General features: G+C 65.2%; 21 protein-coding genes. 5 read left to right on the plus strand and 16 right to left on the minus strand.

Features of this window, described 5'->3' with window-relative positions; translation table 11 throughout:
* The first annotated feature begins 207 nt into the window (after positions 1 to 207).
* Both ACSMEV_RS00740 and ACSMEV_RS00745 read left to right on the plus strand, forming a co-directional pair.
* Positions 208 to 1,221: an extracellular solute-binding protein gene (locus tag ACSMEV_RS00740; protein ID WP_459206848.1), complete on the plus strand. Its 1,014-nt coding sequence runs from the start codon at positions 208 to 210 to the stop codon at positions 1,219 to 1,221.
* Positions 1,221 to 2,786 (plus strand): ABC transporter permease, encoded by a 1,566-nt coding sequence (locus ACSMEV_RS00745; protein WP_459206849.1) that lies wholly within the window; start codon positions 1,221 to 1,223, stop codon positions 2,784 to 2,786. The genes ACSMEV_RS00740 and ACSMEV_RS00745 overlap by 1 nt, the downstream gene beginning before the upstream one ends.
* An 82-nt stretch (positions 2,787 to 2,868) precedes the next feature.
* On the opposite strand, the gene ACSMEV_RS00750 is transcribed toward ACSMEV_RS00745, so the two are convergent.
* The 12 genes from ACSMEV_RS00750 to ACSMEV_RS00805 all read right to left on the minus strand — a co-directional run bounded on the left by ACSMEV_RS00750 (position 2,869) and on the right by ACSMEV_RS00805 (position 17,310).
* Positions 2,869 to 4,803 carry a methyl-accepting chemotaxis protein gene (locus ACSMEV_RS00750; protein WP_459206850.1) on the minus strand — a complete coding sequence of 645 codons (1,935 nt, stop codon included), beginning with the start codon at positions 4,801 to 4,803 and terminating at the stop codon, positions 2,869 to 2,871.
* Positions 4,804 to 5,018: 215 nt separating this feature from the next.
* The gene (locus tag ACSMEV_RS00755) at positions 5,019 to 6,311 is read right to left on the minus strand and encodes an adenylosuccinate synthase (protein ID WP_413046196.1); all 1,293 of its coding nucleotides are present in this window, start codon (positions 6,309 to 6,311) and stop codon (positions 5,019 to 5,021) included.
* A 51-nt stretch (positions 6,312 to 6,362) separates the two neighbouring features.
* Positions 6,363 to 7,550: an ATP phosphoribosyltransferase regulatory subunit gene (locus tag ACSMEV_RS00760; RefSeq protein ID WP_459206851.1), complete on the minus strand. Its 1,188-nt coding sequence runs from the start codon at positions 7,548 to 7,550 to the stop codon at positions 6,363 to 6,365.
* 278 nt (positions 7,551 to 7,828) lie between these two features.
* Complete coding sequence (gene hflC, locus ACSMEV_RS00765) at positions 7,829 to 8,698, minus strand: protease modulator HflC (protein WP_459206852.1); 870 nt, start codon at positions 8,696 to 8,698, stop codon at positions 7,829 to 7,831.
* Complete coding sequence (gene hflK, locus ACSMEV_RS00770; protein WP_296266036.1) at positions 8,698 to 9,885, minus strand: FtsH protease activity modulator HflK; 1,188 nt, start codon at positions 9,883 to 9,885, stop codon at positions 8,698 to 8,700. Before hflK ends, hflC begins: the two co-directional genes overlap by 1 nt.
* A 96-nt stretch (positions 9,886 to 9,981) precedes the next feature.
* Complete coding sequence (hflX, locus tag ACSMEV_RS00775) at positions 9,982 to 11,283, minus strand: ribosome rescue GTPase HflX (protein WP_459206853.1); 1,302 nt, start codon at positions 11,281 to 11,283, stop codon at positions 9,982 to 9,984.
* A gap of 12 nt (positions 11,284 to 11,295) precedes the next feature.
* Positions 11,296 to 11,556 carry an RNA chaperone Hfq gene (gene hfq, locus ACSMEV_RS00780; protein ID WP_313731273.1) on the minus strand — a complete coding sequence of 87 codons (261 nt, stop codon included), beginning with the start codon at positions 11,554 to 11,556 and terminating at the stop codon, positions 11,296 to 11,298.
* Between the two features lie 92 nt (positions 11,557 to 11,648).
* The gene (gene miaA / locus ACSMEV_RS00785; protein ID WP_459206854.1) at positions 11,649 to 12,620 is read right to left on the minus strand and encodes a tRNA (adenosine(37)-N6)-dimethylallyltransferase MiaA; all 972 of its coding nucleotides are present in this window, start codon (positions 12,618 to 12,620) and stop codon (positions 11,649 to 11,651) included.
* A 1-nt stretch (position 12,621) separates the two neighbouring features.
* Positions 12,622 to 14,544: a DNA mismatch repair endonuclease MutL gene (gene mutL, locus ACSMEV_RS00790; protein WP_459208271.1), complete on the minus strand. Its 1,923-nt coding sequence runs from the start codon at positions 14,542 to 14,544 to the stop codon at positions 12,622 to 12,624.
* Positions 14,544 to 15,977 (minus strand): N-acetylmuramoyl-L-alanine amidase, encoded by a 1,434-nt coding sequence (locus ACSMEV_RS00795; protein WP_459206855.1) that lies wholly within the window; start codon positions 15,975 to 15,977, stop codon positions 14,544 to 14,546. The genes mutL and ACSMEV_RS00795 overlap by 1 nt, the downstream gene beginning before the upstream one ends.
* Positions 15,978 to 15,988: 11 nt before the next feature.
* Positions 15,989 to 16,462 (minus strand): tRNA (adenosine(37)-N6)-threonylcarbamoyltransferase complex ATPase subunit type 1 TsaE, encoded by a 474-nt coding sequence (gene tsaE, locus ACSMEV_RS00800; protein WP_296266047.1) that lies wholly within the window; start codon positions 16,460 to 16,462, stop codon positions 15,989 to 15,991.
* Positions 16,450 to 17,310 carry an NAD(P)H-hydrate dehydratase gene (locus tag ACSMEV_RS00805; RefSeq protein WP_459206856.1) on the minus strand — a complete coding sequence of 287 codons (861 nt, stop codon included), beginning with the start codon at positions 17,308 to 17,310 and terminating at the stop codon, positions 16,450 to 16,452. The genes tsaE and ACSMEV_RS00805 overlap by 13 nt, the downstream gene beginning before the upstream one ends.
* 65 nt (positions 17,311 to 17,375) lie before the next feature.
* Between ACSMEV_RS00805 and queG the strand changes: the two genes are divergently transcribed.
* Positions 17,376 to 18,449 (plus strand): tRNA epoxyqueuosine(34) reductase QueG, encoded by a 1,074-nt coding sequence (gene queG / locus ACSMEV_RS00810; RefSeq protein ID WP_459206857.1) that lies wholly within the window; start codon positions 17,376 to 17,378, stop codon positions 18,447 to 18,449.
* 9 nt (positions 18,450 to 18,458) lie between these two features.
* Here queG and ACSMEV_RS00815 read toward each other — a convergent pair whose 3' ends face one another.
* Positions 18,459 to 19,070 (minus strand): trimeric intracellular cation channel family protein, encoded by a 612-nt coding sequence (locus ACSMEV_RS00815; protein ID WP_459206858.1) that lies wholly within the window; start codon positions 19,068 to 19,070, stop codon positions 18,459 to 18,461.
* Positions 19,071 to 19,159: 89 nt separating this feature from the next.
* Positions 19,160 to 19,702, minus strand: a complete 543-nt coding sequence (gene orn, locus ACSMEV_RS00820) for an oligoribonuclease (protein WP_459206859.1) — start codon at positions 19,700 to 19,702, stop codon at positions 19,160 to 19,162.
* A gap of 126 nt (positions 19,703 to 19,828) precedes the next feature.
* Between orn and rsgA the strand changes: the two genes are divergently transcribed.
* A complete protein-coding gene (rsgA, locus tag ACSMEV_RS00825; RefSeq protein WP_459206860.1) occupies positions 19,829 to 20,860 on the plus strand; it encodes a small ribosomal subunit biogenesis GTPase RsgA in 1,032 nt (343 codons plus the stop codon).
* Positions 20,861 to 20,972: 112 nt separating this feature from the next.
* On the opposite strand, the gene motB is transcribed toward rsgA, so the two are convergent.
* Both motB and motA read right to left on the minus strand, forming a co-directional pair.
* Positions 20,973 to 22,040 (minus strand): flagellar motor protein MotB, encoded by a 1,068-nt coding sequence (gene motB / locus ACSMEV_RS00830; protein WP_459206861.1) that lies wholly within the window; start codon positions 22,038 to 22,040, stop codon positions 20,973 to 20,975.
* A 3-nt stretch (positions 22,041 to 22,043) separates the two neighbouring features.
* Complete coding sequence (gene motA, locus ACSMEV_RS00835) at positions 22,044 to 22,895, minus strand: flagellar motor stator protein MotA (RefSeq protein ID WP_459206862.1); 852 nt, start codon at positions 22,893 to 22,895, stop codon at positions 22,044 to 22,046.
* A 131-nt stretch (positions 22,896 to 23,026) separates the two neighbouring features.
* On the opposite strand from motA, the gene ACSMEV_RS00840 reads away from it, so the two are divergent.
* Positions 23,027 to 24,562, plus strand: coding sequence for an HDOD domain-containing protein (locus ACSMEV_RS00840; RefSeq protein ID WP_459206863.1), 1,536 nt, complete (start codon positions 23,027 to 23,029; stop codon positions 24,560 to 24,562).
* Positions 24,563 to 24,570 lie beyond the last annotated feature (8 nt).

The raw sequence follows: 24,570 nt of genomic DNA on the forward strand, positions 1-24,570 counted from the left end.
AGTGGGTTTTTTCTTGCCTGCGATTTGTCATTCCTCCCCTTCCGCGTACGGCGTCCGGCCATTGGAGACCGGCCTGCGCCAGAACCCACCCGCCTGATTGTCCGCCCTCTTCAGACGCGAATGAATTTTCTTCCATGCGGCCACTTGAGAAACGATTTCGTTTACCATTGTTTCCAAATATGTTGCCGTAAGCGAGGAAAGACCCGCATGACGATCCGTTCGAATTCGCTGATGCGTACCCTGGCCGCCGCCGTATTGGGCCTGGCCATGGGCGCGCCAGCCGCCATGGCCGCCGACCCGGTGACCCTGACCATGTACAACGGTCAGCACAAGGAAATCGGCGAGGCCATCGCCAAGGCCTACGAGGCCAAGACCGGCATCCACATCGATATTCGCAAGGGCAGCAGCAACCAGCTGGCCAGCCAGATCATCGAGGAAGGCGACCGCTCGCCGGCCGACATCATCTACACCGAAGAGTCGCCACCGCTGAACAATTTGGGCGAGTTGGGCCTGCTGGCCAAGATCGACCCCGCCACGCTGGACATGCTGCCCAAGGAATACGTCGCCGCCAACGGCACCTGGATGGGTGTGACCGCGCGTACCCGTGTGGTGGTGTTCAACCCCAAGAAGATCGACGAAAAAGACCTGCCCAAGTCGGTGATGGACTTCGCCAACCCCGAGTGGGACGGCCGCGTCGGTTTCGTACCCACCAGCGGTGCGTTCCAGGAACAGGCTGTGGCCATCCTCAAGATGCACGGCCGGGAAGCGGCTGAAGAGTGGCTGACCGGGCTCAAGGCCTTCGGCAAGACCTACACCAACAACATGGTCGCGTTGAAGGCCGTGGAAAAAGGCGAAGTCGACGCCGTGCTGGTCAACAACTACTACTGGTACGCCCTGGAGCGTGAGCGCGGCAAGCTCGATTCCAAACTCTACTACCTCGAAGACGGCGACGCCGGCGGCCTGGTGACCATTTCCGGCGCGGCAGCGGTCAAGGCCAGCAAGCATCCCAAGGAAGCCCAGGCGCTGCTGAACTGGATGGCCAGTGAAGAAGGCCAGCGGGTCATCACCCAGACCACCGCCGAATACCCGCTGCACAAAGGCATGGTCTCCGACCGTGGCCTGAAACCGTTCGAAGACCTGCGTCCGCCGAAAATCACCCCTGCCGACCTCGGCAATGCCGAAGAAGCGCTGGAACTCGAGCGTGAGGTCGGTCTGCTCTGATGACTGCCACCCTGCCTACCCGCGCCATCCTGCGTTACGTACCGCGGCGCAAGCGCCCCTCGATCTGGGTGGTGCTGCCTGTACTGTTCTTGGTGGCGATGAGCATGTTGCCGTTGCTGTACGTAGCCATCAAGGCGTGGGAAGCGGGTTGGCAGGAGGCGCTGCACCTGCTGTGGCGGCCTTTCGTGTGGGGGCTGCTGCGCAATACCCTGCTGCTGCTGGCAGGCGTCACCGCAGTATGCATCGTGGTCGGCATGGCCCTGGCCTGGCTGCTCGAACGTAGCGACCTGCCCGGCCGGCGCCTGTGGGGCGTGGTGCTGTGCCTGCCGTTCGCGGTGCCCTCGTTCGTCAGCAGTTTCACCTGGGTGTCGCTGAGCGCCGATTTCGAAGGCCTGGGCGGGGCGATCTTCGTGATGGCGCTGTCTAAGTACCCGCTGATCTTCCTGCCCGTGGCGGCCACCCTGCGCAACATCGACACCTCGCTGGAGGAGTCGGCGCGTACACTGGGTTGCAGCCGCTGGGGCGTGTTCTTCAAGGTCACTCTGCCGCTGCTATGGCCGTCGATGCTGGGCGGTGCGCTGTTGATCGCACTGCACATGCTGGTGGAGTTCGGTGCGCTGTCGATCCTTGGCCTGCAGACCTTCACCACGGCGATCTACCAGCAGTTCGAACTGGAATTCAGCAACGCCAACGCTGCCATGCTTTCCGCGGTGCTGCTGGCGCTGTGCCTGATCATGCTCTGGCTGGAACTGCGGGTGCGTGGCAAGGCGCGCCACGTGCGCATCGGCCAGGGTGTAGCGCGCCGCGCCGCCCCCGTGCGACTGAAGGGTTGGACACCATTGGCGCAGTCGTTTTGCCTCGGCTTGGCAGTACTGGGCAGCGGCATTCCGCTGGCTATGCTGGGCTATTGGCTGAGCATCGGCTCTTCGGCGGCCTTCCCGGTGGCTGAGATCGGCAAGGCACTGCTGACGTCGTTGTCGGTATCGCTCGGTGGCGCGGCGTTCTGCGTGCTGCTGGCCCTGCCGATCAGTTTTCTGGTGGTGCGCTATAAAGGCCGCCTGGCGATCTGGGCCGAGCGCCTGCCGTACTTGCTGCATGCCCTGCCCGGCCTAGTGATCGCGCTGACCCTGGTGTTCTTCGCCCTGCACTATGTGCCGGCGCTGTACCAGACCACGGCGCTGCTGATCCTGGCCTATGCCCTGCTCTTCCTGCCGTTGGCCCAGGCGCCGGTGCGCACGGCGCTGAACAAGGCTTCGCCGACCCTGGAAGAAGCCGCGCGCACCTTGGGCGCCAGCAGTTTGAGCGCATTCTGCCGAGTCACCCTGCCGATCATCTTCCCGGCCCTGGCCGCTGCCTTCGCCCTGGTCTTCCTCGACGCCATGAAAGAGCTGACCGCGACCTTGCTGCTCAGCCCGACCGGCATGACCACCCTGGCTACCGAGGTATGGGCGCATACGGCCAACGTCGAGTTCGCTGCGGCAGCGCCCTATGCGGCATTGTTGATCGTAGTGTCGGGATTGCCGGTGTACCTGCTGACTACGCGGATGTACCTGAACAGGGCCTGACGGTCCGACGCCAAGGGCATTGCATTCACCCCTTCCCTGCAAGCGTTCGAGACGGCTCAGCCGCCTCGAACGCTTGCACACCTCAAGCCTTGAACTGCCCAAGGCTGGCCCGCAACTGTCCTGCCAAATCGTCCAGCACCTTGCTGCTGGCAGTGGTCTGCATCACCACCGCCGCCGAGCGCTCGGCCTGGGCATGGATGGTCTCCACCCGACCGCGCACCGCCTGCGCGCCGCTGGCCTGTTGTTCGGCCGCGCGGGTGGCCAGGCCGATGGCGGCATGCACCTGCTCCACCGCCGTTTGCACCGATTGCTGGCGGCGCTCGTTCTCACGCAGCACCAGCAAGCCTTCGCTGGCCTTGATGCCGGCCTGCCCGATGGTGGCCACGGCTTCCTTGGCGCCCTTCTGCAACGCGACGATGTGTGCCTGGATATCGCCCGTGGAGCTTTGCGTCTTGCTCGCCAGGGCACGCACTTCGTCGGCCACCACGGCGAAACCACGCCCGGTCTCGCCGGCCCGCGCCGCTTCGATGGCCGCGTTCAGCGCCAAGAGATTGGTTTGTTCGGCGATGCCATGGATCACCGTCAGCACCACTTCTATCTGCTGGCTCTGCTGGGCCAGGCGTTCGATCACCTGCGAGCCGGTGTCCACCTGCCCTGCCAGATTCTCGATCAGACCGGCCAGTTGCGTGGAGCTGCGACTGTTCTCGTCGGTGGCCTGGCGAATGTCCACCACCTGCTGCAAGGCCGCCTGCATGGCCTGGCTTTCCGCTTGGGCCTCGTCGGCCATGCTCGACAGGTCGCGCAGGCTGGCCGCCACCTCATCGCGCTGCAACGCAGCGGCGGTGTCGGCACCGGCGTTGCGCTGGGCCATGGCATCGATCTCGACCCCGGTACGCTGTGCCACGGCGCCCGCCTCGCGCACGATCGGTTGCAGCTTGTCGATGAAACGGTTGACCGCCGAAGCCATGTCGCCCAGCTCGTCGCGGCTGTCGAGCGGCACGCGGCGGGTCAGGTCGCCCTCGCCGGCAGCCAGGTCGTCGAGCGCAGCGATCAGCAGGCGCACTTTGCTCAAGACCCGGCGCCCCAGCACCACAGCCACCAGCAACAGCACGCCCAGGCCGATCACCGCCAGCGTCAGGCCGATTCGCCAGCGCAACTCGCTGGCGGCCTGGCGGACCGACTCGGCGGTGTTGGCCTGCATGGCGGCGGCGCTGGCCTGGGCTTTTTCCAGGCGCTGGCGCAGCACGTTGCCGCTGTCCGAGGCCGCGCCGGCCAGGCTGTCTTCGACCAGTTTGCCGCCGCTGCCGATCAAGGCGGCGAAACGCTGGTCGAGAGCCTTGAGTTCGTTGTCGATGGCAGCTGTGGATACCCCCATCAGCACTTTGCCGATCTCGACGCCGTTGGGGTTGATCGACGCCTCGACGAAGTACACCGCAGGGTCGCGGCGCGCCGCCTCCAGCACCTTGTCCAGCGCGCGTTCACCCTGGCCCTTTTCAAGCAACGCCTGGTTGATCGGGTTCTGCCGGTTGAGGTAGCGGGTCAGGTGCTGGCCCTGAGCGTCGTCGTAGATCACGAACAGCACATTGGGGTTGCGCTGCGCGCGCCGGGCGAAGTCCGACAGCACCGGCACGTCGTTGTCCCAGATCGCCCGCGGCGCCACCGAGGCGAGCAATTGCGCCATGTCGTTGGCCGACTCCTTGAGGTTGTTCTCCAAGGTGGTGCGCAATTGCTGCTGTTCGCTCTGCAAACGGGCAGACAAGCCGGCGCTCAGCCGCTGCCGGGTGCTGTTGGACAGCCCGTCCAGGCCCGAGCGCACTTCCTGCCCGGCCTGTTGCAGTTCGTTGGCCAACTCGCGGCTGTCGTCGCCGAAACGCTTCTCCAGATCCGATTCCAGCGAGGTGACGGTGCTGCGGGTCAGCACCACCGCGACCAGCACCTGAACCAGCAAAGCGATACCCAGGGCAACAAACACAGGCCGTAACAGGCGGCTTCGTAACAATGAAAGGATGGCAGACACGGTGTAACCCTCGTGTTTCTGGCGCCACTATTTTGATGGCATCGACAGAAATTTCTTACAGCAAGGGTTATGCCGTTAACGGCGTCGTTTACGCGAAGGTCTAGGGCTTGTCTGAAAAGCCGCCCTGGTCTTCGTCGGCCCGGGATTTACCGGCAGATACGAAAACGCCGCGCCCCTTTCGGGAGCGCGGCGTTTGGTCGATCAGCCGAAGCGGATCAGGCGAACGGGTGGCGCAGCACGATGGTTTCGTTGCGGTCCGGGCCGGTGGAGATGATGTCGATCGGCGCGCCGATCAGCTCCTCGATGCGGGTGATGTAGGCACGCGCGTTGGCTGGCAGGCCGTCGAGGCTCTTCACGCCCAGGGTCGACTCGCTCCAGCCCGGCAGCGTCTCGTACACCGGCTGCAAGCCGATGTAGCTGTCGGCGTCGGTCGGCGCTTCGATCACATCGCCTTCGGCGTTCTTGTAGCCTACGCAGATGTTGATGGTTTCCAGGCCGTCCAGCACGTCCAGCTTGGTCAGGCAGATACCCGAGATGCTGTTGACGTCGATGGCGCGACGCAGGATGACCGCATCGAACCAGCCGCAACGACGGGCACGGCCGGTGGTGGAGCCGAACTCGTGACCGCGCTTGGCCAGGGTGGCGCCGGTATCGTCGAACAGCTCGGTAGGGAACGGACCGGAGCCGACACGGGTGGTGTAGGCCTTGGTGATGCCGAGGATGTAGTCGATGTACATCGGGCCCACGCCGGAGCCGGTGGAGATGCCGCCGGCGGTGGTGTTGGAGCTGGTGACGTAGGGGTAGGTGCCGTGGTCGATGTCGAGCAGCGAGCCCTGCGCGCCTTCGAACATGATGTCCTTGCCGGCACGGCGCAGGTTGTGCAGTTCGGCGGTGACGTCGAGCATCATCGGCTTGAGCTGCTCGGCGTATTCCATGCACTCGTCCAGGGTCTGCTGGAAGTCGATGGCCGGCTCTTTGTAGTAATTGACCAGCTGGAAGTTGTGGTAGTCCAGCAGCTCGCCGAGCTTGGCGGCGAAGCGCTCACGGTGGAACAGGTCGCCCACGCGCAGGCCGCGGCGCGCGACCTTGTCTTCGTAGGCTGGGCCGATGCCACGGCCGGTGGTGCCGATCTTGGCTTCGCCACGGGCTTTTTCACGGGCCTGGTCGAGGGCGACGTGATAGGCCAGGATCAGCGGCGCGGCCGGGCTGATGCGCAGACGCTCGCGCACCGGCACGCCCTTGTCTTCGAGCTTGGTGATTTCGCGCATCAGCGCGTCGGGTGCGACCACCACACCGTTGCCGATCAGGCACTGCACGCCTTCGCGCAGGATGCCCGAAGGGATCAGGTGCAGCACGGTCTTCTCACCGTCGATCACCAGGGTGTGGCCTGCGTTGTGGCCGCCTTGGTAGCGCACTACGGCAGCGGCGTGTTCGGTCAGCAGATCGACGATCTTGCCTTTGCCCTCATCACCCCACTGGGTGCCCAGGACGACGACATTCTTACCCATGATACTTGTCCTCATTCGCAAACTTGGTGCCGGCTACGGCCGACGCAGAAACTAAAGGGCGAGCGGCAGTACCTGCCAGTGCCCGTCTTGCTGAATCAATTGCCGATCGCAATCGGCCTCCACCGCCGCGCTCAGCGGCTGGCCCGGCAGGGCCTGGACCACGCGCTGGCCTTGGCCACGCAGTTGGCAGACCTGCTGCCAGAGCATGGTGTCGTTGCTGTCGGGCATCCAGATGCCACCGTTGGGCAACTGCACCTCGGCGCGACCCAGGGTCACCAGGGTCTTGAGGTCGGTGGAAAAGCCCGTGGCCGGACGGGCGCGACCGAAGTCGGCGCCGATGTCGTCGTAGCGACCGCCCTGGGCGATGGACTGGCCCACGCCCGGCACGAACAGCGCGAACACCACACCGGTGTGGTAGTTGTAGCCGCGCAATTCGCCGAGGTCGAAGTACAGCGGCAGGTCCGGGTAGCGCGCGGCCAGACGATCGGCGATGGCAAGCAGGTCGTCGAGCGCCGCCAGCACGCTGGCCGGGGCACGGCCCAGGCGCACGCGCGCCTCAACGAGCACTTCGCGGCTGCCGCACAGTTCGGTGAGGGCGCGCAGCATGGCGCTCAGGTCGTGCGGCAGGCCGGTGGTCAGCACATGCACTTCGTCGACCGCCTTGCGTTGCAGGGCATCGAACAACTGCTGCTCGACCGCGCCGGACAACCCGGCGGCACGCGCCAGGCCGCGGTAGATACCGACGTGGCCAAGGTCCATGTGCACATCGGCGACATCGGTCAATTGCAACGTGGCGAGCATCAGGCTGATGACCTCGACGTCGCTGGTGGGACTGGCATCGCCGTACAGCTCGGCGCCCAACTGGATAGGGCTGCGCGAGGTGGACAGCGCGCGTGGCTGAGCATGCAGCACGCTACCGGCATAGCACAGGCGGCTGGGGCCTTCGCGGCGCAAGGTATGGGCGTCGATGCGCGCGACCTGCGGGGTGAAGTCGGCGCGGAAACCCATCAGGCGACCGGACTGCGGATCGACCACCTTGAAGGTGCGCTGATCCAAGTCCTGGCCGGCGCCGGTCAGCAGCGATTCCAGGTACTCGATATGGGGGGTGACGACCAGTTCGTAACCCCAGCTCTGGAACAGGTCCAACACCTGGCGGCGCGCGATTTCGATGCGCGCCGCTTCAGGTGGCAGTACTTCCTCGATGCCATCTGGCAGAAGCCAGCGGTCTACCGTTGCCATGACGCCATTTCCCCTCTGGTCCGGGCGGTCTGCCCATGGGCAGCCTCGATTGAAGCAGGCGTTGGCACACAACAGCGGGCAGCACTGAGCCCAGCGCTGCCACCGTACCAACACCCTGTGAATACGTTGCGCCTTGACGAAACAGGCCCGGCGCATGACGCGAATGGACCTTGCAGACGCAAAAAAGCCGGGAATTTCCCGGCTGCCCGATCATACACCCCTTTTGATTCGGGATGCACCCCGCCGGGCGTTTTAGCTGCCCGGCGGAGGTGGATCGCTTACGGCTTGCTCTTGTCCAGGTAACGGAAGAACTCGTTCTTCGGGTCCAGGACCAGCACGTCGCTCTTGCTGGAGAAGCTTTCGCGGTAAGCCTGCAGGCTACGGTAGAACGCATAGAAATCAGCGTTCTGGCCATAGGCCTTGGCGTAGATGGCGGCCGACTGGGCGTCGCCATCACCACGGGTTTCTTCCGCTTCGCGGTAGGCTTCGGCCAGCAGTACGCGGCGTTGGCGATCGGCGTCGGCACGGATGCCTTCTGCCAGCTCGTTACCCTTGGCGCGGTGCTCGCGGGCTTCACGCTCACGTTCGGTGCTCATGCGGTCGAACACGCTGCGGTTGACTTCCTTGGGCAGGTCGATGGCCTTGACGCGAACGTCGATGACTTCGATACCCAGCTCCTTGTTGGCCATGCGGTTCAGCGAGGCGGTGATGTCGGCCATCAGCGCGTCACGTTCACCGGAGACCACTTCGTGCAGCGTACGCTTACCGAACTGGTCACGCAGACCACTTTCCAGACGACGGGACAGACGCTCGTCGGCGATCTGCTTCATGCCGGAGGTGGCGGTGTAGTAACGCTCGGCATCCTTGACCCGCCATTTGGCGTAAGCGTCGACCATCACGGCCTTCTTCTCGAGGGTCAGGAAACGCTGGGTCGGGGCGTCGAGGGTCATCAGGCGGGCGTCGAACTTGCGCACTTGATTGACGTACGGCACCTTCATATGCAGACCGGGCTGAACATCGGCCTGGACCACGCGACCGAATTGCAGCAGCACCGCACGCTCGGTTTGCGCAACGATGTAGAAGCAGTTCCAACCGACGACGACGAGCACCACGAGGGCGATCAGGGCGAACAGCGATTTATTGCTCATCAGCGGCTCTCCCTGGTGCGTGGCGCCTGTTGTTGCGATTGCGAGTCCTGCGCGGCACGGGCCGCAGCGGCGTCGTTCGACGACGATGCACTGGCCGAGGTGCTAGGCGCGTTGCGGCTGCCTTCGACCATCTTGTCCAGCGGCAGGTAGAGCAGGTTGTTCTGCCCGTCCTTGGTCGAGATCAAGACCTTGCTGGTGTTGCTGTAGACCTCTTGCATGGTTTCCAGGTACAGGCGCTGACGGGTGACGTCGGGTGCCTTGTTGTACTCGGCGACCAGCTTGGTGAAGCGGTCGGCCTCACCCTTGGCGCGGGCGATGACTTCGTCGCGGTAGCCGTTGGCGTCCTCGATGATGCGCTGCGCCTGACCACGGGCCTCGGGCACCACGCCGTTGGCGTAGGACTCGGCCTGGTTGCGGGCGCGCTGCTCGTCTTCGCGGGCGCGGATCACGTCGTCGAAGGCTTCCTGCACTTCACGCGGGGCCGCCGCGCTCTGTACGTTGACCTGGGTGACGGTGATACCGGTGCGGTAGGTATCGAGGAAGCGCTGCAGGCGTTCGCGGATGTCCACGGCCATCTGCTCGCGGCCTTCGGTCAGCACCTGGTCCATGGAGGTCGAGCCCACCACGTGGCGCAAGGCGCTGTCGGTCGCATGTTGCAGGCTGATCTCGGGTTGGTCGACGTTGAGCACGAAGTCCTGCAGGTTGGATATCTTGTACTGCACGGTCAGTGGCACCTCGACGATGTTCTCGTCTTCGGTGAGCATCTGCCCCTGCTTGGTGTAGGCCCGCTCGCGCGTGACGTTCTCCATGTACTTGCGATCGATCGGCGGGAAATAGATGTTCAGGCCGGGCCCTACGGTTTCATGGTACTTGCCGAAGCGCAGCACGACGGCCTGCTCCTGCTCGTCGACCACGTAAACCGCGCTGTACAGCCAGATGGCCGCCAGCACGGCCAGGCCGATGCCCAACAGGCCCAGGCCACCACCCTTGCCGGCGTTGCGGTCGCCACCGCCACCGCCACTGCGTTTCTTGCCGCCGAACATGCCATTGAGGCTGTCTTGCAGCTTGCGGAAGGCCTCGTCGAGATCCGGTGGTCCCTTTTTGTCGCCACCGCCGCCGCCGCCACCGCGCCGACCGCCCCAGGGATCTTGATTGTTCGAGTTGCCACCCGGCTCATTCCAAGCCATAGCGCTCTCCATCTGATAAAGCAAAGACGCGCCCACGGCGCGCCGGCCAATGCTACAGAATGCCTGATATCACTGCCCGAACACTGCCACGGGCATTTATTGCAAAGTGTGTTGCGCAACGAACGCTTGTGGCTCGTGCCCGTCTCGGGTGACCAAACGATTGAGCTCCACCCAGGGCAGACGCACGCTCAAGAGGCTGCTGCCGTCTTCGTCGTGAGCCTCGCTCTGCACGGCGCCCATGGAGAAGAACTGCGCGCGCAGACGGGCGAATTGCTGCCCAAGGCGCAAGGTACCGACGAACAGATCGTCGCCCAGCAACTCGGCGATCGCCTGGCCCACCAGTTCCAGACCACGTCCATCGCGTGCCGACACCCAGACCCGCTCCGGCTTGCCGTCGGCATTGCGCTGGATCTGCGGCTCGACCTCTTCGAGCAGGTCGAGTTTGTTATACACCTCGAGGATCGGCAAGCCTTCGGCACCGATCTCGCCCAGCACTTCCAGCACCTGTTCGATCTGCTCCATGCGCTCGGGCTCATGGGCGTCGATCACGTGCAGCAGCAGGTCGGAGTTGCTCGATTCCTCGAGCGTTGCGCGGAACGCTTCGACCAGCTTGTGCGGCAGGTGGCGGATGAAGCCTACGGTGTCGGCCAGCACGATCGGGCCAAGGTCGTTGAGCTCCAGGCGGCGCAGGGTCGGGTCGAGGGTAGCGAACAGCTGGTCGGCAGCGTAGACGTCCGAGGAAGTCAGGGCATTGAACAGCGTCGACTTGCCGGCGTTGGTGTAGCCCACCAGGGACACCGATGGAATGTCGGCGCGGCGCCGACCGCGACGGGCCTGTTCACGCTGGCTGCGCACTTTTTCCAGACGCGACTTGATCTGCCGCAGACGCACGCGCAACAGACGACGGTCGGTTTCCAGCTGGGTCTCGCCCGGGCCGCGCATGCCGATGCCGCCCTTCTGCCGCTCGAGGTGGGTCCAGCCGCGCACTAGGCGCGTGCTCATGTGCTCGAGCTGGGCCAGTTCGACCTGCAGCTTGCCTTCATGGGTACGGGCGCGTTGGGCGAAGATGTCGAGGATCAACCCCGTCCGGTCGAGCACGCGGCACTCGAACACGCGTTCGAGGTTGCGTTCCTGACTGGGGGTAAGGGTGTGGTTGAAGATGACCAGGTCGACGTGCTCGGCCTTGACCAGGTCGCGTAGCTCCTCGACCTTGCCGCTGCCGATGAGGAACTTGGCCGTGGGCTGGTGGCGCGTCACCGTCGACAGCTGGACGATGTCGGCGCCTGCCGACAGCGCCAATTCCTGGAACTCCTGCGGGTCTTCGCGCGCCTCAGGGTTCTGACCTTCCAAGTGAACGAGCAACGCCCGTTCACCACCACCGTGGCGCTCAAAGAACAATGCGGGCTCCTATCAGGCGTTGCCTGGTTCGCTATCACCTGACTCGGTATCGGACGGGCTTGGCAGACGTACCGGACGGGCCGGAACGACGGTGGAAATGGCGTGCTTGTAGACCATTTGGCTGACGGTGTTCTTCAGCAGTACCACAAACTGGTCGAAGGATTCGATGGAGCCTTGCAGCTTGATCCCGTTGACGAGGTAGATGGATACCGGGACCTTTTCTTTTCTCAAGGTGTTCAAGTAAGGGTCTTGTAGCGAATGCCCTTTTGACATGTGCCGCACTCCTGTAAGGATCAATAATAGAAATTCTGAAAAACTACGAATTCTGCCGACCTTCGCAAGGATAGCCGGCAATAGGCGGGGACTCAGCTCAATATGGAGACGCTTCCCAGGTATTTCAAGGTGCGGGACAGATTGTCGCAGGCCAGGCTGTCCAGCCAATGTACGTCGGACCAGCCGCGCAACCAGGTGAACTGCCGCTTGGCCAATTGGCGCGTGGCGATGATACCGCGTTCCTGCATCTCATTCTCATCCAGTTTGCCATCGAGATGGTCCCAGACCTGACGGTAGCCCACTGCCCGAATGGACGGCAGGCCGGCGTGCAGATCCGCTCGATCCCGAAGCTTTCGGACCTCGCCGACGAAGCCCTGTTCCAGCATTTGAGAAAATCGTAGCGCAATTCGCTGATGCAGAATGTGACGATCTGTAGGCGCGATGGCCAAGCTGGCGACAGTATAGGGCAAATGCCCGGCCGCGCCTGTGTCTGCGTCGCGACTTTCAGCCAATTGACGCGCACGGTGGGCGGTCATGCTCAGGCCACTGACGCGGTACACCTCAAGCGCCCGGATCAAGCGCTGCGGGTCGTTGGGGTGGATGCGCGCGGCCGACACCGGATCGACCTCGGCCAACTGCCGGTGCAGCGCCTCCAGGCCCTGGGTCTGCGCCAGGTGTTCGAGCTCGGCACGTACGTGGGCATCGGCGGCCGGCATGTCCGCCAGCCCCTCGAGTAACGCCTTGTAATACAGCATGGTGCCGCCCACCAGCAGCGGGATGTTGCCGCGTGCGGTGATCTCGGCCATGGCTTGCAGGGCATCGCGTCGGAACTCGGCCGCCGAATAGCTCTGTGCCGGGTCGAGGATGTCGATCAGCCGGTGCGGATGCGCGGCCAGGGTCGCCTTGTCGGGCTTTGCGGTGCCGATGTCCATGCCGCGATAGACCAGCGCCGAATCGACGCTGATCAGCTCGCAGGGCAGATGGCGGGTGAGTTCGATGGCCAGGTCGGTCTTGCCGGCCGCCGTCGGGCCCATCAGAAAGATTGCAGGGGGGTTGCCGCTCATGTCACCGACCGCGAAGGAAGAGTTTATCCAGATCGTCCACACCCATCTGGGTCCAGGTCGGCCGGCCGTGATTGCATTGGCCGCTGCGCTCGGTGGTCTCCATGTCGCGCAGCAGGGCGTTCATTTCGGGCAGGGCCAAGCGGCGGTTGGCGCGGATGGCGCCGTGGCAGGCCATGGTGCCGAGCAACTCGTTGAGGTGCGCCTGGATGCGGTCGCTGGTGCCGTATTCCATCAGGTCGGCGAGCACGTCCTGCACCAGGCGATTGGCCTCGGCCTGTTTGAGCAGCGCGGGTATCTGGCGGATGGCCAGGGTTTCCGGTCCCAGGCGCTGCAATTCGAAGCCCAGGCGCTGGAACCACTGCGCATGCTCTTCGGCGCAATCGGCCTCGCGCTGGCTCATGGCCAGGGATTCGGGCACCAGCAGAGGTTGGCCGCTGAGGCCTTCGCTGGCCATGGCCACCTTCAAGCGCTCGTACATGATCCGCTCATGGGCGGCGTGCATGTCCACCAGCACCAGGCCCACGGCGTTCTCGGCGAGGATGTAGATGCCCTTGAGCTGCGCCAGGGCAAAGCCCAGCGGGGGGATGTCGCCTTGCTGTTCGGGCAGCGCCGCCACAGCGGGCGCGCCGTTGTTCAAAGGCGCGAAGTATTCGCGGTAGACCGCCTTCGCTTCGGCCACCGGCATCGACTGCGGCGCACGCGGGGTGTACTGGTAGCCGTAACCTGCACCTGCGCTACCGCCGTTCGCTGCGGGCGTGGTGTAGGGTTGCCCCTGCGGCTGCTCCAGGGTCGCGGCGGACAGGCGCATTTCGCCCTGGCCGCCGAACTCGCCGGCTTGCAACCCGGTAGGCCGTACCCCGGTAGGCCGTACCCCTTCGCTGGTGGCGGCCGGCGCCGCCAACTGGTCTTCCGGGCGCACTTCGGCAATCGCCCGGTACAAGGTGCTGTAGAGGAAATCGTGAACCATGCGCCCCTCGCGGAAGCGCACTTCGTGCTTGGTCGGATGCACGTTGACGTCGACGCCGCTCGGCTCGAGTTCGAGGAACAGCACGAAAGTCGGATGCCGGCCGTTGAACAGCACGTCGCGGTAGGCCTGACGCACCGCGTGGGCGACCAGCTTGTCGCGCACGGCACGGCCGTTGACGAAGAAGTACTGCAAGTCGGCCTGGCTGCGGGAAAAGGTCGGCAGCCCTACCCAGCCCCAGAGGCGCACACCGTTGCGCTCGACGTCCACCGGCAAGGCCTGCTCCAGAAAACCCGGCCCGCAGATGGCGCCCACGCGCCGCGCACGGCTGACTTCGTCCGACGCCTCGTGCAGGCTGAGCACGCTCTTGCCGTTGTGGCGCACATGGAAACCCACGTCGAAGCGGGCCAGGGCCAGGCGCCGGATGACTTCCTGCAGATGATCGAATTCGGTCTTCTCGGTCTTGAGAAACTTGCGCCGCGCCGGGGTGTTGAAGAACAGGTCGCGCACTTCCACCGACGTACCCACCGGATGCGCTGCCGGTTGCACCCGAGGTGCCATGTCGCGGCCTTCGGTTTCCACTTGCCAGGCTTCGCTGGCACTGGCGGTACGCGAGGTCAGGGTCAGGCGCGACACGGAGCTGATCGAGGCCAGCGCTTCGCCGCGAAAACCCAGGCTGAGCACGCCTTCAAGGTCTTCGAGTTCGCGGATCTTGCTGGTGGCGTGGCGCGCCAACGCCAGCGGCAGGTCGTCGGCGGAAATACCGACGCCATCGTCGCGCACGCGCAGCAGTTTGACGCCGCCCTGCTCCACTTCGATGTCGATGCGTCGCGCACCGGAGTCCAGGCTGTTCTCCAACAGTTCCTTGGCCACGGAGGCGGGTCGTTCGACCACCTCGCCCGCGGCGATCTGGTTGGCCAGCCGCGGGCTGAGCAGCTCGATGCGCGATCCGCCACCCATCATTGCGACGCCAGCGTGGTGGCGGGAATGTTCAGGTGCTGGCCGACTTTCAGCTCATCGCTCTGCAAGCCATTGGTCGAACGTAGGCTGGCCACGCTGACCTGATAGCGCACGGCGATCATGGCCATGGTCTCGCCAGGGCGCACCGTATGGTCGCGCGGGCCCTGGGCGATCTTGCCGCTGTCGCGCAGCCAGGCGATGTAGGTGCCCGGCGGCGGATTCTGCTGGAAGAACTGCCGAAGGCCCGTGTGGATCGAGCGGGCCAGGGCCTGCTGATGGCTGGGCGTGGCCAGCTTGTTGGCTTCGTTGGCATTGGAGATGAAGCCGGTTTCCACCAGGATCGACGGGATGTCCGGCGATTTGAGCACCATGAAGCCGGCCTGCTCGACGCGCTGCTTGTGCAGCGAGGTGATGCGGCCCATGTTGCCCAGCACCTTCTGCCCGACGTTGAGGCTGGAGCTGAGGGTGGCGGTCATCGACAGGTCGAGCAGGACGCCTGCGAGCATGCGGTCCTTGTCGTCCAGGCTGACGTTGCCGGCGCCGCCGATCAGGTCGGAACGGTTTTCCGTGTCGGCCAGCCAGCGTGCGGTTTCGGACGTGGCGCCACGGTCGGACAGGGCGAACACCGAGGCGCCGAAGGCGGCCTTGGACGGCGCGGCGTCGGCGTGGATCGAGACGAACAGGTCGGCGCCCTTCTTGCGGGCGATCTCGGTGCGCTTGCGCAGCGGAATGAAATAGTCGCCGGTACGGGTCAGCTCGGCGCGGAAGCCTTTTTCGCTGTTGATCTGGCGCTGCAACTCCTTGGCGATCTGCAACACGATGTCTTTCTCGTGCTGGCCCCGCGAGCCGGAAGCGCCCGGGTCTTCGCCGCCGTGGCCGGCGTCGATGGCCACGACGATGTCGCGCTTGCCGCTGGGCACCGGCTGCAGCTTGATTTGCGGCCGCGCCGGCGTAATGGGCACGGCTGGGGTGTTGTCCGGCGGGATCACGCTCGTCACCGGCGCAGGCGCTGGCGTACTGGCGGCGATGGCATCGGCTTCCTGGTCATACAGATCGACCACCAAGCGGTTGCCGTACTGCGCGTTGGGCGCCAGGGTGAAGCTCTTGGGCGTGACCGCCTTTTTCAGGTCGATGACCACGCGCAGATCGGTCGGGGTGCGTTGCGCCGAGCGCACGCTGGTGATCGGGGTATTGGAGGTGGCGGCATTCAGCGAGCCGCCGAGGGTCGCGCCGTTGATGTCGATGACCAGCCGGTCCGGGGCGCTCAAGGTGAACACGCTGTGCTGCACCGGGCCCGACAGATCGAAGACCAGCCGCGTGTTATCCGGCGCGCGCCACAGGCGCATGCTCTTGACCTGCGTGACGGCCAACGCTTGCAAAGCCACTGTGCTGAGCAACAGCCCAACCACGGCGGCCAGTGCGCGTATGCGCATACCTACCCCACTCACTTGTGATTATCGGCGGCCAGAGCGGCACACCATGCTTGGCCACGAGGGCTGTGTGGCGCCAGAACCAGCGAGCGTCCGCCCGCCTGGGCGCTCATGGTAATGGTCAGGTCGGGCTTTGGCAAAACGCCTGCACCCTTTTCGGGCCATTCGAACAGACATAGGGCTTCTTCCGCGAAATAGTCGCGAATGCCCATGAACTCCAGCTCTTCGGGATCGGCCAGGCGGTACAGGTCGAAATGGTAGACGCGCTGCGCGCCGATCTCGTACGGCTCGACCACGGTGAAGGTCGGGCTTTTCACCGCCCCCGTATGCCCCAGACCGCGGATCAGCCCACGGGACAGGGTGGTTTTGCCGGCGCCCAGGTCGCCCTCCAGAAAGACGCTGCCGTGCCCGCCCGTGACCGCGGCCAGGCGCGCGCCAAAGGCGACGGTGGCCGGCTCGTCGGCAAGAAAAAGGGTTATGCCTGACACGTTGAATGTTCCTCTAGCAACTCTCGAATGACCGGTATCACATCGCTGGCCGCCAGCCCCCTGCCCTGCCCGCCGAGCCGTTCGCCCGCGCAGGCATGCAGCCAGACACCCAGCGACGCCGCCTGCCAGGCGTCCAGGCCCTGGGCCAGCAACGCGGCCAGCACGCCGGTCAGCACGTCGCCGAAGCCGGCGCCGGCCATCGCAGAGTGACCACGCTCGCATACTGCCAGTTCCCCGCCTGGCGCGGCGATCAGGGTGCCGGCGCCCTTGAGCACGCACACGCTGGAATGGCGGCGCGCCAAGGTGCGGGCGGCCCAGGGCCGGTCGGCCTGCACGGCCTCAGTGGAAATGCCTAACAGCCGCGCGGCTTCGCCCGGGTGTGGCGTGAGGATGCTGCCAGCCCGCAGGGCCAGCGGGTGGCTCGCCAACAAGTTCAGCGCATCGGCATCCCACACCTGCATCTGCTCGCTACGCGCCACCACCGAGAGCAGGCTACGGCCCCAGGCGGCCTGGCCCAGGCCCGGACCGACCACCAGTACCGTGGCGCGCTCGAGCACGTCCACCAGTTGATTGGCCGAGTGCACGCCCAGGCACATGGCTTCCGGCAGCCGCGCCAGGCTCGCCGGCACGTGTTCCGGGCGCGTGGCCACGCTGACCAGGCCAGCGCCACAGCGCAGCGCGGCCTCGGCGCTGAGCAGCACAGAGCCGCCGGTGCCGAGGTCGCCACCGACTACCAGCACGTGGCCGAAATCGCCTTTGTGAGCATCGGCCGGGCGTGGCGCCGGGCCTGCGAGGTCGTGGCCGACCAGCACGTGGGGTGCGTTGGGGCTGTGTTTGGTCTGGGGCATAGGGTCAAGGGCTCCGATGTCTGGCAGAATTATACGCACCTGAGCCCGTATTGCCTTACCCATCCATGTCCGCTTCCCTGCCCGACCTCACCACACTGACCCAGTCGATCAAAGACTGGGGCCGCGAACTCGGTTTTGCCCACGTCGGCATCGCCGGCATAGACCTTGGCGAGCACGAACAGCACCTGGAGCGCTGGCTCGACGCCGGCTACCACGGCGAAATGGACTACATGGCTGCCCACGGCAGCAAGCGCTCGCACCCCGCCGAACTGATTCCCGGCACCTTGCGCGTGGTTTCGCTGCGCATGGACTACCTGCCCGGCGACACGCGCATGGCCCAGCTGCTGGCGCAGCCGGACAAAGCCTACGTGTCGCGCTACGCCCTGGGCCGCGACTACCACAAGCTGGTGCGCAAGCGCGTGCAGCACCTGGCCGAGCGTATCCAACAGGCCATCGGCCCGTTCGGCTACCGCGCTTTCGTCGACAGCGCGCCAGTGCTGGAAAAGGCCATCGCCCAGGAAGCCGGGCTCGGTTGGATCGGCAAGAACACCCTGCTGCTCAACCGCAAGGCCGGCAGCTACTTCTTTCTCGCCGAGCTGTTCGTCGACCTGCCGTTGCCGGTCGATGCCGCCCAGGCCAGCGAGCACTGCGGGCGGTGCAGCGCGTGTTTGGAGGTGTGCCCCACCCAGGCCTTCGTCGGCCCGTACGTGCTCGACGCGCGGCGCTGCATCTCCTACCTGACCATCGAACTCAAAGGCGCCATTCCAGCGGAACTGCGCCCCTTGATCGGCAACCGCGTGTTCGGCTGCGACGATTGCCAGATCGTCTGCCCATGGAACCGCTTCGCCAAGCCCACCCAGGAAAACGACTTCATGCCCCGCCACGGCCTGGACAACGCCGACCTGGCCGAGCTGTTCCTGTGGGACGAAACGCGCTTTCTCAGCCTCACCGAAGGCTCGCCCCTGCGCCGCGCCGGCTACGAGCGCTGGTTGCGCAACCTGGCGGTGGGCCTGGGCAACGCGCCTTCGACCATCCCCGTGCTCGAAGCGCTGAACGCGCGCCGCGAGTACCCCTCGGAACTGGTCAGGGAACACGTCGAGTGGGCGCTGGCCGAGCACCTGCGCCGCAGCGAGGCATGAACGCCGCGCCTATTGCTGGTCGTCGTAGTGGAACTTGGGCATTTCCCAATGGAAGCGGATCGCCAGCAGGCGTAGCAGAAAGCCGCCGAACAGGGTCAGCAGCATGGACTGCTCGGCCGGCACCTGGAAGTACACGCAGCCCAGGTAGAACCAGGCCGCGGCGAACGACACGCTGGCGTACAGCTCCCGGCGAAACACCAGGGGGATGTCGTTGCAGAAGATGTCGCGCAAGATGCCGCCGAACACGCCCGTGATCACTCCGCTGATCGAGGCCACCAGCATGCCCTGGCCCATTTCCAGGGCGGTCATGCAGCCGATCAGGGTGAAGGCCACCAGGCCCAGGGCGTCGAGCACCAGAAACAGCGTGCGCAGACGGCGCATCAGCGGGGCGATGAACATGGTGAGGATCGCCGCCAGGCTGGTCAGCACCAGGTATTCGGGGTGCTTGACCCAGGTCAGCGGGTAGTGGCCGAGCAGCACGTCGCGCACCGAGCCGCCGCCGAGCGCGGTGACGCAGGCGATCAGCACCACGCCGAACCAGTCCATGCCGCGCCGACCGGCCGACAGCGCGCCGGTCATGGCTTCGGCGGTGATGGCGATGAGGTAGAGCATCAGCAGCATGGCGCAGGTCCGTGGGCAAAAGGCGCGCAGTCTAACCACTCTGCCCGCGCACCAGAAGGGGGCAGCGGGATGATCGCTGCCCGCGCGGCTCAGACCTTGATGAAATGCTCGCGGTAGTGCTGCAGCTCGGCGATCGATTCGCGGATGTCGTCCAGCGCCAGGTGGGTCCCGCCCTTCTGGAAGCTGTCGCGCACGTGGGGCGCCCAGCGCGCCGCCAGCTCTTTGAGCGTGGAGACGTCGAGGTTGCGGTAGTGGAAGTAGCTTTCCAGCGTCGGCATGTGGCGGTAGAGGAAGCGGCGGTCCTGGCCGATGCTGTTGCCGCAGATCGGTGACTTGCCTTTCGGGACCCACTGTTCGAGGAACGCCAGGGTCTGTGCCTCGGCCTCGGCCATGCTTGTGCGGCTGTCGCGTACGCGCTGGGTCAGGCCGGAGTTGCCGTGGGTACGGGTGTTCCACTCGTCCATGCGCGCCAGCACGTCGTCGCTGTGGTGGATGGCGATCACCGGGCCTTCGGCCAGGGTATTCAGGTCGCTGTCGGTGACGATGGTGGCCATCTCGATGATGACGTCGTTGTCTGGGTCCAGGCCGGTCATTTCCAGGTCGATCCAGATCAGGTTCTGTGGGTTTGGCATAGAGGCTCCTCGGGTAGCCGGTCATAGTAGCCTAGCCGGCGTGTGGCCTGAAGCGAGCGAATCGGCGCAGGGCACGCCGTGCTAGACTGCGCGCTGTTTTCTCCAAGCCGCCACAACGGAACCCTCATGGCCAAACGCCAACTCAATCGCCGGCAAAGCTGGCGCATCGAAAAGATCCAGGGCGAGCGCGCCGCGCGCGCCGCCAAACGCGAGCAACATGCATTGCAGGAACTCGAAGGCGGCGACCTGGGCCCCGAGCAGTTGGGCCTGGTCATCGCGCATTTCGGTGTGCAAGTAGAGGTCGAAGCGCAAGAGGGCGACAACGCCGGCGAAGTGTTCCGCTGCCACCTGCGCGCCAACCTGCCGGCGCTGGTGACCGGCGACCGGGTGGTGTGGCGCTCGGGCAACCAGGGCATCGGCGTGATCGTCGCGCAGATGCCGCGCACCACCGAGCTACGCCGGCCGAACAACCACGGCCAGCTCAAGCCGGTGGCGGCCAACGTCGACCTGATCGTCATCGTCTTCGCCCCGGCCCCCGAGCCGCACCCCAACCTCATCGACCGCTACCTGGTGGCCGCCGAGCACGCCGGCATCCGTCCGCTGCTGCTGTTGAACAAGGCCGACCTCATCGACGAACACAATGCCCCGGCGCTCAACGCCTTGTTGCAGGTGTACCGCGACCTCGGCTACCCGCTGCTGGAAGTCTCGGCGCACCAGGGCGATGGCATGCAGCGCCTGCAGGCCCTGCTTGACGGGCACATCAGCGTGTTCGTCGGCCAGTCGGGGGTGGGCAAGTCGTCGTTGGTCAACAGCCTGCTGCCCTTGGCGCAGACCCGGGTGGGCGACTTGTCGGAGTGGTCGGGTCAGGGCACGCACACCACCACCACTGCGCGGCTGTACCACTTCCCCAATGGCGGCGACCTGATCGACTCCCCCGGCATCCGCGAATTCGGTCTGGGGCATGTCAGCCGCGTCGATGTGGAGGAAGGCTTCATCGAGTTCCGCGACCTGTTCGGCACTTGCCGCTTCCGCGACTGCAAGCACGATCGCGAGCCCGGCTGTGCGCTGCTCAAGGCATTGGAAGAAGGGCGCATTTCGCAGCAGCGGATGAACAGCTACCGCTCGATCATCGCCAGTTTGCCGCAGGAAACCTACTGAGGCCGGCGATCGCATACCGGTGAACGCACAACGCCCATGACCGTGGCACGGTTCATGGGCGTTATGTTTTCAGGCGCGACAAACGACAAGCGCTCTGTCGATGGGGGCCAGGTTATTCCTGACTGTCTTCCATGCGCAGCGTGCCGTCTTCGAAGATGTTCAGCTTCTGGCGCAGTTCGCGCGGTTGCAAGGGCGCCTGCTGCGCGCCGTCGAGGCTGGCACTGGGCGGGGTCGTAGCGCCTGCCGGTGCGGCGCCTGCCGGCGCTGCGCCAGGGGCCGCGGCACCGGGCGCCGACGTGCCTTGCGGGGTGTCGCCAGGTGCCTGGGTGCCCTGCTCGCCTTCGATGTCGCGCTGGGCCTTCTTGGTCAGCACCACGATGTCGATCCGCCGGTTGACCGGGTTGAGCGGGTCCTTGCGGTCGAACAGCGACGACGAACCGTAGCCCACCACCCGCGCCACCTGCTCCTCTGAATAGCCCCCGGCGACCAGCGCACGGCGCGCGGCATTGGCGCGGTTGGCCGACAGCTCCCAGTTGCCGAACCCGCCCCCGCCCACGAACGGCTTGGCATCGGTATGGCCGCTGACGCTGATCTTGTTCGGCACCGCCTTGATGGTGTCTGCCATGGCCAGCAGGATGTCTTCGAAATACGGCTGCAAGCGCGCGCTGCCCAGGTCGAACATGGGTCGGTTCTCGGCGTCCATGATCTGGATGCGCAGGCCGTCCTGGGTGATCTCGAACAGGATCTGGTCCTTGAACTTCTGCAGCTCCGGGTTCTCGTTGACCTTGTTCTGCAACTCCTGCAACAGCAGTTCGAGGCGCTCGCGCTCGACCTGCTCGGCCATGCTCTCGATCTGGTCCTTGTTCACCTGCGGGTTGAGCGGCGGCGTGGATTCCATCTTCGGTTCGGGGTTGATGGTCTTGTCCGGCGCCATTTCCGGCGAACCGCCCAGGTCGATGACATAGGGCGTGCCGCTTTCGGCGAAACCGATCGGGTCTTGGAAGTAGCCGGCGATGGCGATCTTCTGCTCCGGGGTGGCCGTGGACATCAGCCACAGCACCAGGAAGAACGCCATCATGGCGGTGGCGAAGTCGGCGAAGGCGATTTTCCAGGCACCGCCGTGGTGGCCGTCGCCGAAACGCTTGACGCGCTTGACGATGATGGGCTGGTTGTTCTCCATGACTCAGCGACCGCGCACCGACTGTTCCAGCTCGGAGAAGCTCGGACGGTGGCCCGGGTACAGCACCTTGCGGCCGAACTCCACGGCCAGGGTCGGCGGCATGCCGGAGGCCGAGGCCACCAGCGAGGCCTTGATCGCCTCGTAGACGTTGATCTCTTCCTTGGCATCGTGCTTGAGGCAATTGGCCAGTGGGCCGAAGAAGCCGTAGGCGGCGAGGATACCGAAGAAGGTGCCCACCAGCGCCGCGCCCACGTGCATGCCGATGGCCGCCTGGTCGCCTTCGCCGAGCGAGGCCATGGTCACCACGATACCCAGTACCGCGGCCACGATGCCGAAACCGGGCATGCCGTCGGCGATGCCGGTGACCGCATGGGACGGGTGTTCGAGTTCTTCCTTCATGTTCAACAGTTCCATGTCGAACAGGCCTTCGAGCTCGTGCGGCGCCATGTTGCCGGTGGACATGATGCGCAGGTAGTCGCAGATGAAGGCGATCATCGCCGTATCACCGACGATGGACGGATATTTGCTGAAGATGGGGCTGGCGGCCGGGTCTTCGATGTCGGCTTCGATGGCCATCATGCCTTCGCGGCGGCTCTTGTTGAGGATCTCGTAGATCAGCCCGAGGATTTCCAGGTAGAAGGCGTGGTTGAAGCGCGACTTGAACATCTTCAACGACTTCTTGAAGACGTGCATGGTCATGTGGCCAGGGTTGGCCTGGATGAACGCACCCAGCGCGGCACCGCCGATGATCAGCACTTCGAAGGGCTGGATCAGCGCCGCGATCTTGCCATGGGAAAGCACGTAACCGCCGAGCACGCTGGCGAATACGATGATGATGCCGATAATTTTTGCCATAAGATTCAACGTATTGACGTGGGTGATCTAGGACCGCGAGGGGTGCTCTGAAACTCTTCTTCTACTTATCGGCAGAACTGCGCCAGACTATAGCCACTCCTAGCGAAAAGCCAGTTTGGACTGATGTCAAAATGCCAAGTGAAACCAGGGTTCCGAGTCAGGCTCCAGCGACGTTAGAGGCGTGGGTCAAGCTGCTCGATGGCGTCCGCCTGCCGGTTGCCAAAGACAGCCACGACCGCGTGCTGTCGGCGATCAACGACAGCCGCCGCTCGCTGCGCGACATCGCCGAACTGTTGCAGGGCAGCCCCGCACTGGTGCTGTCGGTGATGCGCGAGGCCAACCATTCGGCCAACGCCAGCCAGGCCGAACCGGCCGAAAGCCTGGAAGTGGCGCTCAATCGCCTGGGCCTGGCGCGCTGCGCGCAGTTGCTGGCGCGGCTGCCCGCCGTGCCGAGCGGCGACCTGCCACCGGTGCTCAACCAATTCGTGCAGATCAGCCAACATGCCAGCCAGCAGGCCAGCGGTCTGTTCGCCAGCCGGCTGGCGCGACTGTGGCAGGAGATCCACTGGGGCAGCCTGCTGTTTCTCTCGCCCCTTTGGCCTTTGGCACTGACCTTCCCTACCCTGCTCGACGACTGGGAATTGCGCGTGATCCACAAAGGCGAGGACGCCGCCGAGGTGGAGCAGGAGCTGTTCGGCGTACGCATCATGGCCTTGTGCCGCGCGGTGGCCGAGCATTGGCGCCTGCCCGAATGGGTGACCCAGGGCTACCGCCTGCTGCTCGAAGAACGCGAGCAACTGGCCCAGGTGATAAACATCTCCCGCGAGCAGGACAGCCTCGTCCAGCAGCACCGGCTGGACGAAGAGCCCGGTCTGCGCCGCTGGTTCAACCAGCCGGCCAACACCGTGCTGCTGGCCAACAACCTGGCCCTGGCCGCGCAAGTGGGCTGGGACAACCCGCACCTGCTGCGCTGGCAACTGCTCACCGCGCTGTACCTGCAAACCAGCCTGGACGATGTGCAGAACCAGGTGCACCAACAGGCCGCCGCCAGCGCCCGCCGGCACGCCCGCCCGGGCCTGTTCCACCCGGCCGAGGCGCTGCTCTGGCCCTGGCAGCAACGCCGCCCGCACCCCGACATGTTGACGCCACCGCCGCCCTCGGCAGAGGACCTGGCGCACTGGCGCAGCCTGTGCAACGAGCTGCTGGCGCAGAACACGCGCTTCACCAATGCCGTGCACCTGGCCACCCAGGCCCGCGATGCGCTGCTCGCCTGCGGTTTCAATCGCGTCATGCTGCTGGCGTTCGATCGCACCAACGACTGCCTGCGCGTGCAGCAGATCGCCGGGCTGCCCAAGGAGATGCTGGCGCTGAACCTGCCCACCACCGGCAACAAACTGCTGGAACGGCTGGTGCGCCAGGCTGCGCAACTGCGCCTGACCCCGGAAAACCATCGCCAGTACGCCCCCTTGTTCCCTGCCCCGCTGCGTCCGCTGCTGCGTAGCGAGCACCTGCTGTTGCGCTCGCTGGCGGTGGACGGCAACGCAGTGGCGCTGGTGCTGGCCGACCAGGGTGCCCGTCCCTTGTCCGAAGTCAGCGTGCAGGCCTTCGCCAAGACCATGCCGTGCATCGAGCGCGCGCTGGCAAGCTTCGGCAACCGCGGCGCTTAAGGCGTCGC

The sequence above is a fragment of the Pseudomonas sp. MLB6B genome (assembly GCF_054508135.1).

Excerpts from the sequence above, each read along its gene's own strand:
- ACSMEV_RS00840 (WP_459206863.1), top strand. The coding sequence starts at position 23,027 with ATGCCAAGTGAAACCAGGGTTCCGAGTCAGGCTCCAGCGACGTTAGAG.
- orn (WP_459206859.1), bottom strand. The coding sequence starts at position 19,702 with ATGCCAAACCCACAGAACCTGATCTGGATCGACCTGGAAATGACCGGC.
- hfq (WP_313731273.1), bottom strand. The coding sequence starts at position 11,556 with ATGTCAAAAGGGCATTCGCTACAAGACCCTTACTTGAACACCTTGAGA.
- mutL (WP_459208271.1), bottom strand. The coding sequence starts at position 14,544 with ATGGGTGGCGGATCGCGCATCGAGCTGCTCAGCCCGCGGCTGGCCAAC.
- rsgA (WP_459206860.1), top strand. The coding sequence starts at position 19,829 with ATGGCCAAACGCCAACTCAATCGCCGGCAAAGCTGGCGCATCGAAAAG.
- ACSMEV_RS00740 (WP_459206848.1), top strand. The coding sequence starts at position 208 with ATGACGATCCGTTCGAATTCGCTGATGCGTACCCTGGCCGCCGCCGTA.
- miaA (WP_459206854.1), bottom strand. The coding sequence starts at position 12,620 with ATGAGCGGCAACCCCCCTGCAATCTTTCTGATGGGCCCGACGGCGGCC.
- ACSMEV_RS00745 (WP_459206849.1), top strand. The coding sequence starts at position 1,221 with ATGACTGCCACCCTGCCTACCCGCGCCATCCTGCGTTACGTACCGCGG.
- ACSMEV_RS00760 (WP_459206851.1), bottom strand. The coding sequence starts at position 7,550 with ATGGCAACGGTAGACCGCTGGCTTCTGCCAGATGGCATCGAGGAAGTA.
- queG (WP_459206857.1), top strand. The coding sequence starts at position 17,376 with ATGTCCGCTTCCCTGCCCGACCTCACCACACTGACCCAGTCGATCAAA.
- hflC (WP_459206852.1), bottom strand. The coding sequence starts at position 8,698 with ATGAGCAATAAATCGCTGTTCGCCCTGATCGCCCTCGTGGTGCTCGTC.
- ACSMEV_RS00815 (WP_459206858.1), bottom strand. The coding sequence starts at position 19,070 with ATGCTGCTGATGCTCTACCTCATCGCCATCACCGCCGAAGCCATGACC.
- ACSMEV_RS00795 (WP_459206855.1), bottom strand. The coding sequence starts at position 15,977 with ATGCGCATACGCGCACTGGCCGCCGTGGTTGGGCTGTTGCTCAGCACA.
- hflK (WP_296266036.1), bottom strand. The coding sequence starts at position 9,885 with ATGGCTTGGAATGAGCCGGGTGGCAACTCGAACAATCAAGATCCCTGG.
- motB (WP_459206861.1), bottom strand. The coding sequence starts at position 22,040 with ATGGAGAACAACCAGCCCATCATCGTCAAGCGCGTCAAGCGTTTCGGC.
- ACSMEV_RS00805 (WP_459206856.1), bottom strand. The coding sequence starts at position 17,310 with ATGCCCCAGACCAAACACAGCCCCAACGCACCCCACGTGCTGGTCGGC.
- ACSMEV_RS00755 (WP_413046196.1), bottom strand. The coding sequence starts at position 6,311 with ATGGGTAAGAATGTCGTCGTCCTGGGCACCCAGTGGGGTGATGAGGGC.
- motA (WP_459206862.1), bottom strand. The coding sequence starts at position 22,895 with ATGGCAAAAATTATCGGCATCATCATCGTATTCGCCAGCGTGCTCGGC.